Origin of the sequence: Pseudidiomarina aestuarii (assembly GCF_048263735.1) — a bacterium.
GTDB lineage: Bacteria > Pseudomonadota > Gammaproteobacteria > Enterobacterales > Alteromonadaceae > Pseudidiomarina > Pseudidiomarina aestuarii_B.
Map to the genome: position 1 here is coordinate 430,405 of NZ_JBLXDX010000002.1, position 12,527 is coordinate 442,931.

General features: G+C 48.3%; 17 protein-coding genes. 1 reads left to right on the plus strand and 16 read right to left on the minus strand.

The features are described 5' to 3' along the window. Positions 1-3 precede the first annotated feature (3 nt). From ACN0S4_RS06675 to ACN0S4_RS06750, 16 genes are all read right to left on the minus strand, one after another. Complete coding sequence (locus ACN0S4_RS06675) at positions 4-1,971, minus strand: BCCT family transporter (protein ID WP_417656923.1); 1,968 nt, start codon at positions 1,969-1,971, stop codon at positions 4-6. Positions 1,972-2,098: 127 nt separating this feature from the next. Next, positions 2,099-2,362 carry a 30S ribosomal protein S17 gene (gene rpsQ, locus ACN0S4_RS06680; protein WP_169929446.1) on the minus strand — a complete coding sequence of 88 codons (264 nt, stop codon included), beginning with the start codon at positions 2,360-2,362 and terminating at the stop codon, positions 2,099-2,101. Then, complete coding sequence (gene rpmC, locus ACN0S4_RS06685) at positions 2,362-2,553, minus strand: 50S ribosomal protein L29 (protein WP_169929445.1); 192 nt, start codon at positions 2,551-2,553, stop codon at positions 2,362-2,364. Before rpmC ends, rpsQ begins: the two co-directional genes overlap by 1 nt. Then, a complete protein-coding gene (gene rplP / locus ACN0S4_RS06690; RefSeq protein ID WP_169929444.1) occupies positions 2,553-2,966 on the minus strand; it encodes a 50S ribosomal protein L16 in 414 nt (137 codons plus the stop codon). The genes rpmC and rplP overlap by 1 nt, the downstream gene beginning before the upstream one ends. Before the next feature lie 11 nt (positions 2,967-2,977). Further along, positions 2,978-3,667 (minus strand): 30S ribosomal protein S3, encoded by a 690-nt coding sequence (gene rpsC, locus ACN0S4_RS06695; protein WP_169929443.1) that lies wholly within the window; start codon positions 3,665-3,667, stop codon positions 2,978-2,980. A 10-nt stretch (positions 3,668-3,677) separates the two neighbouring features. Continuing rightward, on the minus strand, positions 3,678-4,010 hold the full coding sequence (gene rplV / locus ACN0S4_RS06700; RefSeq protein WP_417656924.1) for a 50S ribosomal protein L22: 333 nt from the start codon (positions 4,008-4,010) through the stop codon (positions 3,678-3,680). A 12-nt stretch (positions 4,011-4,022) separates the two neighbouring features. Then, positions 4,023-4,301: a 30S ribosomal protein S19 gene (gene rpsS / locus ACN0S4_RS06705; RefSeq protein WP_026860408.1), complete on the minus strand. Its 279-nt coding sequence runs from the start codon at positions 4,299-4,301 to the stop codon at positions 4,023-4,025. A gap of 16 nt (positions 4,302-4,317) precedes the next feature. Next, positions 4,318-5,142: a 50S ribosomal protein L2 gene (rplB, locus tag ACN0S4_RS06710; protein ID WP_169929441.1), complete on the minus strand. Its 825-nt coding sequence runs from the start codon at positions 5,140-5,142 to the stop codon at positions 4,318-4,320. A gap of 14 nt (positions 5,143-5,156) precedes the next feature. Then, positions 5,157-5,459 carry a 50S ribosomal protein L23 gene (rplW, locus tag ACN0S4_RS06715; RefSeq protein WP_169929440.1) on the minus strand — a complete coding sequence of 101 codons (303 nt, stop codon included), beginning with the start codon at positions 5,457-5,459 and terminating at the stop codon, positions 5,157-5,159. Beyond that, entirely contained in the window at positions 5,456-6,061 is a 606-nt protein-coding gene (gene rplD, locus ACN0S4_RS06720; RefSeq protein WP_169929439.1) for a 50S ribosomal protein L4, read from the minus strand. Before rplD ends, rplW begins: the two co-directional genes overlap by 4 nt. An 18-nt stretch (positions 6,062-6,079) precedes the next feature. Continuing rightward, a complete protein-coding gene (gene rplC / locus ACN0S4_RS06725; RefSeq protein WP_417656925.1) occupies positions 6,080-6,724 on the minus strand; it encodes a 50S ribosomal protein L3 in 645 nt (214 codons plus the stop codon). A gap of 38 nt (positions 6,725-6,762) precedes the next feature. Continuing rightward, entirely contained in the window at positions 6,763-7,074 is a 312-nt protein-coding gene (rpsJ, locus tag ACN0S4_RS06730; protein ID WP_008488677.1) for a 30S ribosomal protein S10, read from the minus strand. A 346-nt stretch (positions 7,075-7,420) separates the two neighbouring features. Continuing rightward, positions 7,421-8,620, minus strand: coding sequence for a dipeptidase (locus tag ACN0S4_RS06735; protein WP_417656926.1), 1,200 nt, complete (start codon positions 8,618-8,620; stop codon positions 7,421-7,423). 210 nt (positions 8,621-8,830) lie between these two features. Beyond that, on the minus strand, positions 8,831-9,109 hold the full coding sequence (locus tag ACN0S4_RS06740) for a hypothetical protein (protein ID WP_417656927.1): 279 nt from the start codon (positions 9,107-9,109) through the stop codon (positions 8,831-8,833). Positions 9,110-9,313: 204 nt separating this feature from the next. After that, positions 9,314-10,315 (minus strand): tRNA dihydrouridine(20/20a) synthase DusA, encoded by a 1,002-nt coding sequence (gene dusA / locus ACN0S4_RS06745; RefSeq protein ID WP_417656928.1) that lies wholly within the window; start codon positions 10,313-10,315, stop codon positions 9,314-9,316. Between the two features lie 109 nt (positions 10,316-10,424). Beyond that, complete coding sequence (locus tag ACN0S4_RS06750) at positions 10,425-11,990, minus strand: amidase (protein WP_417656929.1); 1,566 nt, start codon at positions 11,988-11,990, stop codon at positions 10,425-10,427. Between the two features lie 85 nt (positions 11,991-12,075). Between ACN0S4_RS06750 and zur the strand changes: the two genes are divergently transcribed. Beyond that, positions 12,076-12,522 carry a zinc uptake transcriptional repressor Zur gene (gene zur, locus ACN0S4_RS06755; RefSeq protein WP_417656930.1) on the plus strand — a complete coding sequence of 149 codons (447 nt, stop codon included), beginning with the start codon at positions 12,076-12,078 and terminating at the stop codon, positions 12,520-12,522. Positions 12,523-12,527 lie beyond the last annotated feature (5 nt).

Below are 12,527 nucleotides of genomic sequence, written 5' to 3' on the forward strand. Positions count from 1 at the left end.
CTGTTATCGCAACACATGTAAGAAATGCATGTGCTTATGATAGTGATTAATCACATCACCAATCACCGCATCGCGCGACCAACCAAGAATGTCATAATCCTGACCGCCCTCACGCAAGTGTACTTCAGCTCGGTAATACTTTTTCTCTTCCGAAGCCGCACTCGGTTCTTCTACCGCGTTGATGAACTTCGGCAGTATATGACTCGTTAAATGCACTTGATAGATGAAGTCAATCTCATCACCGTGAACAACTCTAAAGGTCATTTGTTTCCCGTCATCTACCTCAAGTTCGACCGTCAACCCGCTTTCGCGCATCTCTTCTGCAACTTCATCGAACGCCGGACGAATCACTTTGTTTAGAAAGCGTTCGCCAACCTGATAACTAGGGAAATCAATAATATTCTGGAAGCGCTCACGCCAATTTTTACTGCTCATCGATGCCGCACCCAGATAATTGTTCTGCAACGCATCTTTCTTGTGAACATCTACTCGCAGTGCCTTGATCAACCCATAGGTTGCTATCGTCAATATAATCGTGAAAGGCAAAGCACTCGCAATCGTCATAGTCTGCAGTGCACCTAAACCGCCAGCGAGCAGCAGCACAATAGCGACGACACCCTCACCACTTGCCCAGAAGATACGTTGCCAGACTGGCGTATCATCACGACCATTGGAACAGAGCATATCGACTACCATGGAACCCGAGTCCGATGAAGTCACAAAGAATACAATGACCATGAGTGTCGCTAAACCCGATAAAAAGGTACTAAACGGGAAGTTCTCTAAAAATGCGAACAACGCGACTGGGACATCAGTCTCGACCATTTCAGCCAGTTGCGACGCGCCTTGGTTCATAATGAGATCAATGGCAGAGTTACCAAACACGGTCATCCACATGAGCGTGAAACCAGCCGGAACTAGCAGTACGCCTGAAACAAATTCACGTATGGTACGGCCACGTGACACGCGCGCGATGAAAAGTCCTACGAATGGTGCCCAACTTAACCACCAGCCCCAATAGAAAACAGTCCAACCACCAATCCAATCGGTTTTCTCATAAGCAAATAGATTAAACGTATTGCCAACGATATCAGCAATATAGGAGCCGGTGTTCTGTACGAAAGCTTGCAGTAAAAATACCGTCGGGCCTGCCAGTAAAATAAATACCAACAACAACACCGCTAATCCCATATTGAGTTCAGATAATCTCCGAATACCTTTATCTAGACCGGTCGTTACTGAAATGATAGCCAGCAACGTAACCCCCACAATAAGCATCACTTGAACGGTCGTAGAAACCGGTACATCGAATAAATAACCTAAACCGGAGTTGACCTGCGACACCCCATAACCGAGCGAGGTGGCTACCCCGAACACTGTACCGATAACAGCGAACACATCAACGACGTGACCAATCGGGCCATAAATACGGTCGCCAATCAGTGGATACAACGCAGAACGCAAGGTCAGTGGTAAGCCATGTCGATACGCAAAGAACGCAAGTATCAGAGCGACAATGGCATATATTGCCCACGCATGAAGCCCCCAGTGGAAAAATGTAATCTTCATGGCCTCACGCGCCGCTTCCGTAGTCCCCGTTTCAGCTACTGGCGGCGCTAGGAAGTGCATCACCGGTTCGGCAACGCCAAAAAACATGAGGCCTATACCCATACCTGCGCTGAAAAGCATAGAAAACCAAGTCAGCCTCGAATAATCGGGAACTGAGTGATCAGGACCCAGCTTGATCATTCCATAGCGTGAAAATCCTAGATAAACCACCGTCAATAAAATCATCGCTACGGCAAGTACATAAAACCAACTGCCGTTCGCAATAATGGTGGATTGCATCGTTTGGAAGAGTGAATCTGCTGATTCAGGGAAAATAGATGTGAACAACAGGATGAGGAAAATAAGACCAGCCGCAGAATAAAAAACGGGTGGATTCAGACGGGCTTTCTCGGGAGTTCCCATGCGTCTTTGCTCCTTGTTTTTATTTCCTTTTAGTATAGGGACATATACAAAAGATGCGAATTTGGATCATAAAAAAAGGCTTCCACGAAGGGAAGCCTTTCTATAATCACATTCTAATCGCAAGCGATTAAATCGTTTCTGCGCGCTCTACGATTTCAACCAATGCCCAAGTCTTTGTCTTGGATACTGGACGAGTTTCGCGAATAATCACGGTGTCGCCAGTGTTGCATTCATTGTTCTCATCATGAGCATGAAGCTTAGTCGTACGAGTAATATACTTACCGTAGACTGGGTGCTTCACACGGCGTGTTACAGCAACAGTGATAGACTTATCCATCTTGTCGCTTGTTACGCGGCCTTGCACAGTACGAATACGTTTTTCTTCAGCCATTACGCACCTGCCTTCTGAGTCAGAATAGTTTTCACACGTGCGATATCACGGCGCACTTGCTTCAACATATGAGTTTGATTCAGCTGACCAGTCGCTGCTTGCATGCGCAGGTTAAACTGCTCACGACGCAAACCCAGCAATTCTTCTTGCAGCTGCTCAACGGTTTTATCATTCAGTTCGTTCGCTTTCATTACATCACCGTCCGAGTTACAAAGGTGGTTTTGAATGGCAGCTTACGGGCCGCAAGCTCAAACGCTTCACGCGCTACTGCTTCCGATACACCATCCATTTCATACAGGACACGACCTGGCTGAATTTGGGCTACCCAATATTCCACACTACCTTTACCTTTACCCATACGCACTTCAAGTGGTTTCTGAGTAATTGGCTTATCTGGGAATACACGAATCCAAATCTTACCTTGACGTTTCACGTGACGCGTCATGGCACGACGAGCCGCTTCGATTTGACGCGCAGTCATACGACCACGGTCAACCGCTTTCAAACCGAAAGTACCGAAGCTGACTTTGTTACCAGATTGCGCCAGGCCACGGTTACGACCTTTGTGAACCTTACGGAATTTTGTACGCTTTGGTTGTAACATTTAGTCTCTCCTTACTTACGGCCTTTAGGGCGTTTCGCTGGAGCTGCTGCAGGTTTTTCTTCAACGGGCATGCCGCCAAGTACTTCACCTTTGAAGATCCAAACCTTAACGCCGATGATACCGTAGGTGGTACCTGCTTCAGCAGTTGCGTAATCGATATCAGCACGGAGCGTGTGAAGTGGAACGCGACCTTCGCGGTACCATTCGGTACGTGCGATTTCTGCGCCGCCTAAACGACCGCTCACTTCAACTTTGATACCTTTCGCGCCTAAACGCATTGCGTTTTGTACTGCACGCTTCATCGCACGACGGAACATGACACGACGGACTAACTGACCAGTGATGTTCTCAGCAACCAGTTGTGCGTCCAATTCAGGCTTACGCACTTCTGAGATGTTGATTTGCGCTGGTACGCCAGTCAACTTAGAAACCGCTTGACGCAGCTTCTCGACGTCTTCGCCTTTCTTACCAATCACAACACCTGGACGGGCTGTGTGGATAGTGACGCGAATGCTCTTCGCTGGACGCTCGATGACGATACGAGAAACTGATGCATTGCTCAGTTGCTTGTTCAACATCTTACGAACCAAGTGATCGCTGTGCAGGTTATCTGCGAAATCTTTCGTATTCGCGAACCAGGTTGAATTCCATGGTTTGGTGATACCTAGGCGAATACCATTAGGATGTACTTTCTGACCCATAACTTATCTCCTAGCTATCTGAAACAACCACAGTAATGTGGCTGGTACGCTTAAAGATACGATCAGCACGACCTTTCGCACGAGGCTTGATGCGTTTCATAGTTGGACCTTCGTCTACTGTGACTTTCGCAACTTTAAGCTCGTCGATGTCAGCGCCTTCGTTGTGTTCAGCATTCGCGATGGCTGACTCCAACACCTTTTTCAGCAGACCAGCTGCATCTTTAGGGCTGTATGCCAGTACTTCCAAAGCTTTCGCTACTGGAAGACCACGAATCTGGTCAGCAACCAACCGGCCTTTTTGCGCAGAAAGTTTGGCAAACTTGTGAATAGCAATAGCTTCCATCTCTCGTCTCCCTTAACGTTTCTTCGCTTTCTTATCAGCGGCGTGGCCACGATAAGTGCGGGTTGGTGCAAATTCACCAAGCTTGTGACCAATCATTTCGTCAGAAACGAATACTGGTACGTGCTGGCGACCGTTATGAACAGCAATAGTTAAGCCGATCATATCAGGGATAATCATTGAACGGCGGGACCAAGTTTTAATTGGCTTCTTGTCCCCGGCTTCCAACGCTTTCTCCACCTTATTCAATAGGTGAAGGTCAATAAATGGACCTTTTTTAAGAGAACGTGGCATGTTAAATCCTCAACTCTTATTTGTTGCGACGACGTACGATGAACTTATCGGTACGCTTGTTTTTGCGGGTCTTATAACCCTTCGTCGGTGTACCCCATGGAGTAACCGGATGACGACCACCTGAAGTACGACCTTCACCACCACCGTGTGGGTGATCAACTGGGTTCATCGCCACACCGCGAACGGTAGGACGAACACCACGCCAGCGCGTTGCACCAGCTTTACCCAATTGACGCAGCATGTGTTCTGCGTTGCCGACTTCACCGATGGTTGCACGACACTCTGACTGGATCCGGCGAACTTCACCAGAACGCAGACGTAAGGTCACGTACGCGCCATCGCGAGCCAAAACCTGTACTGAAGCACCAGCTGAACGAGCCATCTGGGCGCCTTTACCAGGCTTCATTTCAATTGCGTGTACAACCGAACCTACTGGAATATTACGCAGTGGCAAGGTGTTACCCGCTTTGATAGGTGCATCAGCACCAGATTGAACTTTATCACCAGCTTTCAGGTTCTTAGGAGCAAGGATGTAACGACGCTCACCATCTGCATACAACACCAAAGCGATGTTTGCAGAACGGTTTGGATCATATTCCAAACGCTCAACTTTTGCTGGGATACCGTCTTTATCACGCTTGAAGTCAATCATGCGATAGTGTTGCTTATGACCACCACCGATGTGACGTACCGTGATACGACCATTATTGTTACGTCCGCCTTTCTTGTTGTTTTTATCCAACAACGGGGCGTAAGGCTTACCTTTGTACAGATCTTCGTTTACCACTTTAACGAGGTGACGACGACCTGGTGACGTAGGCTTACACTTAACTAATGCCATGTGAATTCCTCCTGTTACTCAGCGCCGCCGACGAAGTCGATGTCCGCACCTTCTTTCAGGGTGACATACGCTTTCTTCCAGTCACTACGCTTACCGAAGCGCATGCCTGTACGTTTGGTTTTGCCTTTTACGTTGACAGTGCGAACACCTTCAACTTCAACTTCAAACAACTTTTCAACAGCTGCTTTGATTTCAGTTTTGGTAGCGTTCGTAGCAACTTTGAATACCACAGTATTCGCAGTCTCTGCAGTCATAGTCGACTTCTCAGAAACGTGAGGAGCCAAGATTACTTGAAGTAAACGTTCTTCGCGCATCATGACAATACCTCCTCAAGCTGCTTCACTGCTTCAGCAGTCATCAATACTTTTTCAAAAGCAATCAGGCTTACTGGATCAACGCCTTGAACATCACGTACATCAACTTTATGCAAGTTGCGTGACGCTAAGAACAAGTTCTCTTCAACTTCTTTGGTCACGATCAACACGTCACTCAAATCCATTGCTTTTAACTTGGCAGCTAATTGCTTGGTCTTTGGTGAATCAACACCAAAGTTTTCGACCACAATCAGACGGTCCTGACGAACCAATTCTGACAAAATGCTTTTCAAAGCACCGCGGTACATTTTTTTGTTTACTTTTTGGTCGTGGCTGCGTGGTTTTGCTGCAAACGTAGTACCACCAGAGCGCCAGATTGGGCTACGGATAGTACCTGCACGAGCACGGCCAGTACCTTTTTGACGCCATGGCTTTTTGCCACCGCCAGATACTTCAGAACGCGTTTTCTGTGCTTTGGAGCCCTGACGAGCACCCGCAGCATAGGCAACAACTACCTGATGTACCAAAGCTTCGTTGAACTCGCGTCCAAAGGTTGCTTCGGAAACTTCAAGAGCGCCTTTTGCGTCTTTAAATGTTAATTCCATCACCATTCTCCTCGGACGTTACGCCTTAGCCTTGACTGCTGGCTTGATGATGACATCACCGCCAGTAGCACCAGGGACAGCGCCACGAACCAATAACAAGCCACGCTCAGCGTCTACACGTACAACATCTAGAGTTTGCACGGTAATTTGCTTGTTACCCATTTGGCCTGCCATTTTCTTGCCCTTGAATACCCGACCCGGAGACTGGTTCTGACCGATAGAACCCGGAGCGCGATGCGACAACGAGTTACCATGAGTAGCGTCTTGAGTACGGAAATTCCAGCGCTTAACAGCACCTTGGAAACCTTTACCTTTAGAGGTGCCGGTAACGTCAACTTTTTTGGTGTCTGCAAAAATTTCGACAGTGATTTCAGAACCTACTGCGTAATCTTCACCTTCACCGTTCTCTAGGCGGAATTCCCAGAGTCCGCGACCTGCTTCGACACCAGCTTTCGCATAGTGACCCGCAAGTGGTTTAGTAACGCGGTTTGCTTTTTTGTCACCTGTTGTAACTTGAAGCGCACGATAGCCGTCGGTGTCCTCAGATTTAACCTGAGTCACACGGTTTGCTGTCACTTCGATCACAGTAACAGGTACAGAAGCGCCGTCTTCTTGGAAGACGCGAGTCATTCCTACTTTACGACCGACTAGACCAATAGCCATTGTTAAAACCTCTCGTGTGTAATCCTATTACTGCCCGCTTAACCCAGGCTGATTTGTACATCAACGCCAGCTGCCAGGTCCAAACGCATTAATGCGTCAACGGTCTTGTCAGTTGGGTCCATGATGTCAATCAAACGCTTGTGGGTACGGATTTCGTACTGGTCACGCGCATCTTTATTTACGTGTGGTGAAATCAACACAGTAAAACGTTCTTTGCGCGTAGGCAGTGGGATTGGACCACGTACCTGAGCACCAGTGCGTTTAGCAGTTTCAACGATTTCTGCTGTTGACTGGTCAATCAGACGGTGATCGAACGCTTTCAAGCGAATCCGAATTCTTTGATTAGCCATGTAAATAGCCTCAATATAAAGAGCATTTAAAAAAGAGCACAGAAAAAAACCGCCACCCTGGCACATACCGGGTGAGGTATTTTCAACGAAAATACATTCAATCCCCTATCGGGACTGCTGTGGCAACCTAAATACAGTCAGCAAAATCCCCGAGGGGTTTCCAACTGTGGTCGCGAATTATACGCTTTTGAAGGGGAAAAGCAACACCAAATGACTGGTGAATAGTGAATAGTGAACGGTGAACGGTGAATAGTGAATAGATAGCGAAAGGTAGGTAGTGAATGGAAAAGACAAAGAGATGTGATGGTTCGTCTTTGTCTTTTCACTGTTCACTATTTACTGTTGACTAGTGTGTGGCGGCGTACGCCTCTACCTCGCGCCATACGCGGAGTAGATTTTCGTTCAGGATTTTCTTGATATCTGCGTCCGAATAGCCGCGATCCAGTAAGCCTTGAATCAAATTTGGGTAGCTCGCAACGTCCTTGAGTCCAACAGGCAATGAGTCACCGACGCCATCATAGTCCGAACCAATACCGACGTACTCAATACCAACCAAGTCAACGACATGGTCGATATGGTCTAAGACTTGCTCTAATGTTGCGAATGGATATGGATTGCTGCTGCGCAATTTCTCGATTCGTGCTTGGGCTTCTTCAGAGTCAGCACCGAGCTCTTCACGAATCGCTTCCGCTTGCTTCGCGATCATAGCGTTGTAGCGGTTAGCTTGCTGCGTGACGAACGAACTGCCGTAGTTAATCATGATGACACCACCGTTGTCGGCGAGTGCTTTGATCATATCGTCACTCATATTGCGTTCGAAGCCCGGTGTGTAGCGACGCAGTGACGAGTGTGATGCGATGACAGGTACTTTCGTCACTTCAAGTGTTTGCCAGAATGCGTCGTCAGAAACATGCGAAATATCGACCATGACACCCGTTTTGTTCATTGCTTCAACGAGTTCAACACCAAATGGGCTTAAACCGTTCCATTGCTTCCGGATATCATACGACGAGTCGGCAATATGATTTGATTCAGAGTGCGCCAATGTAATGTAGCGAATGCCGCGCTCGTAGAAAGTTCGCAAGTTTGCTAAATCGCCTTCAATCGGCGAGCCATTTTCCATTCCCATCGCGATCGAAATAACGCCACGCTCGTACTGCTCTTCGACATCAGCCACGCTGTAGGCAATATCAAATTTATCCGGCGCGCGATAGGCAAGCGCTTCCATGCTATCAATGAGTTTGTGCGCTAACTGATAGCTGGCACCTTCGGTACGTTCGAGGTTTGCTGGGATGTAAATGGACATGAAAGGCACATTGAGACCACCGACAACTGCTCGCGGATAGTCGAAGTCGCCACGTTCGGTCGCTACCGTGACATCTTCCCAATCTTTTTCGAGTCGATATGGCACGTCGATGTGGGTATCAATGATGAGATTATCTTGCGCAAGCTGAATTGCTTTCTCACTTGCTTGATAGGTTTGTGCTACTGCTGAAGCGCTTAAAGTTAGGGCGCTCACCAAGCCAATCAGTACATGCTGTTTCACCGGCAACTTCCTCTAGTTATCGACTCAATTGAGTCACTTTTGAAGAGTTGCAGACTAGCACAACTGGGATCGGTGATCACCCTGATTTGTGTGAGCTGACCGCACTAGACGCGATGACTACCGCACCCGCTACTACCGTACCAACTACGGGTGCGATCATCATCAGTGTAAGGAACATGGGTTGTAATAACATCCTTGGCTCCCCCGATCTTACTCGTCTGAAGCTTTAGCATCAGCGTTGGTGGCAACTGCTGCCACAGTAACGACTGATTCATTTTCGTCGTCAGCAAAAGCAAGTTTCCAATCATTGACCGTTGCTTCGAGTGCTGATTTGGTCGCATTCACGAGTTCCACTTGAATGCTCTCCACTTGCGCACTAAACATTGCACCTAAGTTCAATTCCAGTGACGACTTGTCATCGTTTGCCAATGCGCCGCTAGATACGCTTAAAACAACTGCTGCAACCGCTACTTTTAACATGGTGTTCATTTTCGTTTTCCTTATCGAGGTTTTGATACTTCACGTTACGGCTGTGAATACTAGTTAAGTCGATAAGAACACAGCAAAGGTTGTGCCAACTTTTAAATGTCGTGGCTATGCTATTGTTTTTAAATGGTTTTATTTTTTAATGTTGATTAAATCTAGACTAGGAAGGTAACGATGACTATGAAGCGCTGGGACATCACAGAATGGTTAGTTGGCGTATTCCGCCACTTTTTGGTGAAATTTTTCGCGTGCTACAGACACTTCTTCGAGCGCGAATTCAAATAGCTCTGCCGCAGATTGTGCAGTCGGTCCTTGCTGACTGATCACTTGCCGCCAGCGTTTAGCACCCGGTTGGCCGTTGAAGAGACCTAACATATGCCGAACCACGTGCCACACTCGTCCACCCGTCTGCACGTGACCATCAATGTAGGGAATCATTGCTGCAATCACTTGTTCGGTAGAGCGCGAATGGGTCTCATAACCGAGTATGCCGTCAAACGAACCAATCAATTCTGGATTCTGATAGGCCTCACGACCGACCATAACGCCATCAACGAGCTGCAGATGTTCAGCAATCGACGTTGCATCTTTAATACCACCATTAATACTGATGTGTAGCTGTGGATAGCGGTCTTTCATACGGTAGACGCGGTCATACTGAAGCGGTGGAATTTCTCGATTTTGCTTTGGACTGAGACCCTTCAGCCAAGCGGTCCGTGCATGCAACGTAAAATGCTGGCAACCTGCAGCCATCACCGGCTCCATAAAGCGTTGCAAAAATTCATCGCTATCATGGTCGTCAATACCGAGCCGGGTTTTCACAGAGATACGAGTAGTTGGCGCGGACTTTTGCATCGCTTCAACACACTCCGCGATGGTCTCAGGCGTGGTCATCAAACAAGCACCGAAGCTCCCGTTTTGAACACGCTCAGACGGACACCCCACATTAATATTTACTTCTTGATAGCCCCGCTCTGCGGCGATTGCGGTGCACTCAGCCATAGCAGTTGGGTCACTGCCACCGAGTTGCAACACCACCGGCTGCTCGGCATCGCTAAATCCAAGATGATCTTGTTGGCCAAACAGAATCGCACCGGTGGTCACCATTTCGGTGTACAGCACAGTGTGTTGAGAAAATTGTCTGTGGAAGTAGCGACAATGCCGATCAGTCCAATCGAGCATCGGTGCTACAGCAATTAATTTACTCATGACTCTTTGTTTAACCTAACTCAAACCACTTAATTTTGGGGCTGCGTATGATACCAGCCCCAGAATTCAATGCCAGTTTTTAATATCAACGCTCAGCGAGCAAGCTTTCCTAGAATGGCGCAGTCAACTGCGGCGCACGACGTGCTTGAGTCCGCTGCTCGAAGTCGTATGCAGCTTCAATGAGTATCGGCTCACTCTTCGCCGTCCCAAAGAAACTCAAACCAATCGGTAAATGGTGCACAAAGCCCATAGGCACACTGATGTGTGGATAGCCTGCGACCGCCGCGGCTCCACTCGCTGAACCGAGAAAGTGGTCGCCAGTATTCAAGTCAGTTTTCCAGGCTGGCCCACCCGTCGGTGCAATCAATAGATCAAGGTCATGCGCCGCTAATAACGCGTCGATACCTTCGGCGCCTGCTTTACGTTTCGCGTCAGCCCGTGCTTGCTCGTATGCTTCTTGTTGTTTGGCTGTGCGTTGCTCTGCCATTTCAAATAGCTCTTGACCAAACCATGGCATCACTCGACTGGCATGTGCCTGATTCGCTGCAATCAAATCACTCAAGGTTGTGTAATCCGGATGCGGGCTCGCCTCAAAATAGCTTTGCATATCGGCTTTGAACTCATGCAACAAAACCGTGAACTCGTCCCCACCCCAGTTGCGACCATTCGGGAATGAAAGATCATCAACTACTTCCGCACCAGCTTCCCGCAATACGACAAGTTGTTGTTCAAACAGCGCATCGACACCCGCGTGATAGCCCGTCAACTCACGGACGATACCGATACGCTTGCCGCGCAAACCATCTGCTTTTAAATGTGCGGTGAAATCGACTTCTGAATCGAAGCTGGCAGCATCAGCACTATCTTGTCCAGTCATGGCGCTCAATAGATACACAGCATCACGAACGGTTCGTGTTAGTGGGCCAGCAGTATCTTGGCTCGACGAAATCGGAATAATCCCATCTCGACTCAGTAAGCCAACGGTTGGCTTGATGGTAACAACTCCATTAATCGTTGCTGGACAAGTCAATGAACCGTCCGTTTCTGTACCGACCGCAAGCGCAACGAAGTTTGCGCTTACCGCAACCGCTGAACCAGAGCTGGAGCCGCAAGCAGTGCGCGAGGTGTCAAACGGATTCTTGACCTGACCACCAAAGCTGCTCCAGCCTGAAGCCGATGCCGTGGAACGAAAGTTTGCCCACTCGCTCAAGTTAGCTTTACCCATAATGATGGCGCCTGCAGCACGGAGGCGTTGCACGATAAATGCATCATCAGGTGCAAAATGTTCTCTGAGTAACCAAGACCCACCCGTATTCGGCATGCCGTCGGCCGTATCAATATTGTCCTTCAATAACACCGGAATGCCATGCAGTGGTCCACGAACATTACCCGCAGCGCGCTCGGCATCCAGCTTTTTAGCTATGTCGTGGAGTGCTTCGGTATCCAGCAGGGTGTTAACCGCGCGCAAATTAGCACCGTCTTGGTTGTGCTGGTAGATTCGCGCTAAATAGAAGTTCACGACATCTACACTCGTGAAGTCACCCGCAGCCATGCCTTGCTGTAATTGCTCTACACTGAGTTCCTGCAAATCGAGCTCTGTAGCAACGGCTGCATGTGCTATCGCGCCGACACTCAGCAGCAATGCGAATAGGTATCCTACAAACCACTTCTTCATTATTATTCTCACTCTAGAAGATGAATCGAGAAAAGCTGTATGACTGAGTCTATCCCAGTCTTAAACCCCGTGGTAAACTTGCGTCATGACTTCAAAAGAAACCATGCGGCTCATCACCAAAGCCGAAAAAATATGCGAACAACGCGGCGCTCGACTGACTCCAGCACGCCGTGAAGTGTTCGAGATCCTCGCTGGCGAGTCTGGTGCAGTAGGCGCTTATGATCTACTCGATAAGCTCAGAGCTGCCGTTCCTAACGCTAAACCACCGACTATTTACCGTGCGCTGGACTTTTTACAAGAACAAGGTTTCGTCCACAAAATCACTTCATCAAACAGCTACGTTCTATGTAGCCATTTTGACCATCAACATCCAGTCCAAATGCTCATTTGTGAATCGTGCGGTAACGTCCAAGAGATTCAATCAGATGGGGTTTACGATGCGCTACGCAAACAAGCTGAAGGGCAAGGTTTTCGCGTTGCAACGCAGACCATCGAGGCACATGGGTTGTGCCAAGACTGCAACGCGAACTAATTCAC

Excerpts from the sequence above, each read along its gene's own strand:
- ACN0S4_RS06675 (WP_417656923.1), bottom strand. The coding sequence starts at position 1,971 with ATGGGAACTCCCGAGAAAGCCCGTCTGAATCCACCCGTTTTTTATTCT.
- rpsQ (WP_169929446.1), bottom strand. The coding sequence starts at position 2,362 with ATGGCTGAAGAAAAACGTATTCGTACTGTGCAAGGCCGCGTAACAAGC.
- rpmC (WP_169929445.1), bottom strand. The coding sequence starts at position 2,553 with ATGAAAGCGAACGAACTGAATGATAAAACCGTTGAGCAGCTGCAAGAA.
- rplP (WP_169929444.1), bottom strand. The coding sequence starts at position 2,966 with ATGTTACAACCAAAGCGTACAAAATTCCGTAAGGTTCACAAAGGTCGT.
- rpsC (WP_169929443.1), bottom strand. The coding sequence starts at position 3,667 with ATGGGTCAGAAAGTACATCCTAATGGTATTCGCCTAGGTATCACCAAA.
- rplV (WP_417656924.1), bottom strand. The coding sequence starts at position 4,010 with ATGGAAGCTATTGCTATTCACAAGTTTGCCAAACTTTCTGCGCAAAAA.
- rpsS (WP_026860408.1), bottom strand. The coding sequence starts at position 4,301 with ATGCCACGTTCTCTTAAAAAAGGTCCATTTATTGACCTTCACCTATTG.
- rplB (WP_169929441.1), bottom strand. The coding sequence starts at position 5,142 with ATGGCATTAGTTAAGTGTAAGCCTACGTCACCAGGTCGTCGTCACCTC.
- rplW (WP_169929440.1), bottom strand. The coding sequence starts at position 5,459 with ATGATGCGCGAAGAACGTTTACTTCAAGTAATCTTGGCTCCTCACGTT.
- rplD (WP_169929439.1), bottom strand. The coding sequence starts at position 6,061 with ATGGAATTAACATTTAAAGACGCAAAAGGCGCTCTTGAAGTTTCCGAA.
- rplC (WP_417656925.1), bottom strand. The coding sequence starts at position 6,724 with ATGGCTATTGGTCTAGTCGGTCGTAAAGTAGGAATGACTCGCGTCTTC.
- rpsJ (WP_008488677.1), bottom strand. The coding sequence starts at position 7,074 with ATGGCTAATCAAAGAATTCGGATTCGCTTGAAAGCGTTCGATCACCGT.
- ACN0S4_RS06740 (WP_417656927.1), bottom strand. The coding sequence starts at position 9,109 with ATGAACACCATGTTAAAAGTAGCGGTTGCAGCAGTTGTTTTAAGCGTA.
- dusA (WP_417656928.1), bottom strand. The coding sequence starts at position 10,315 with ATGAGTAAATTAATTGCTGTAGCACCGATGCTCGATTGGACTGATCGG.
- ACN0S4_RS06750 (WP_417656929.1), bottom strand. The coding sequence starts at position 11,990 with ATGAAGAAGTGGTTTGTAGGATACCTATTCGCATTGCTGCTGAGTGTC.
- zur (WP_417656930.1), top strand. The coding sequence starts at position 12,076 with ATGACTTCAAAAGAAACCATGCGGCTCATCACCAAAGCCGAAAAAATA.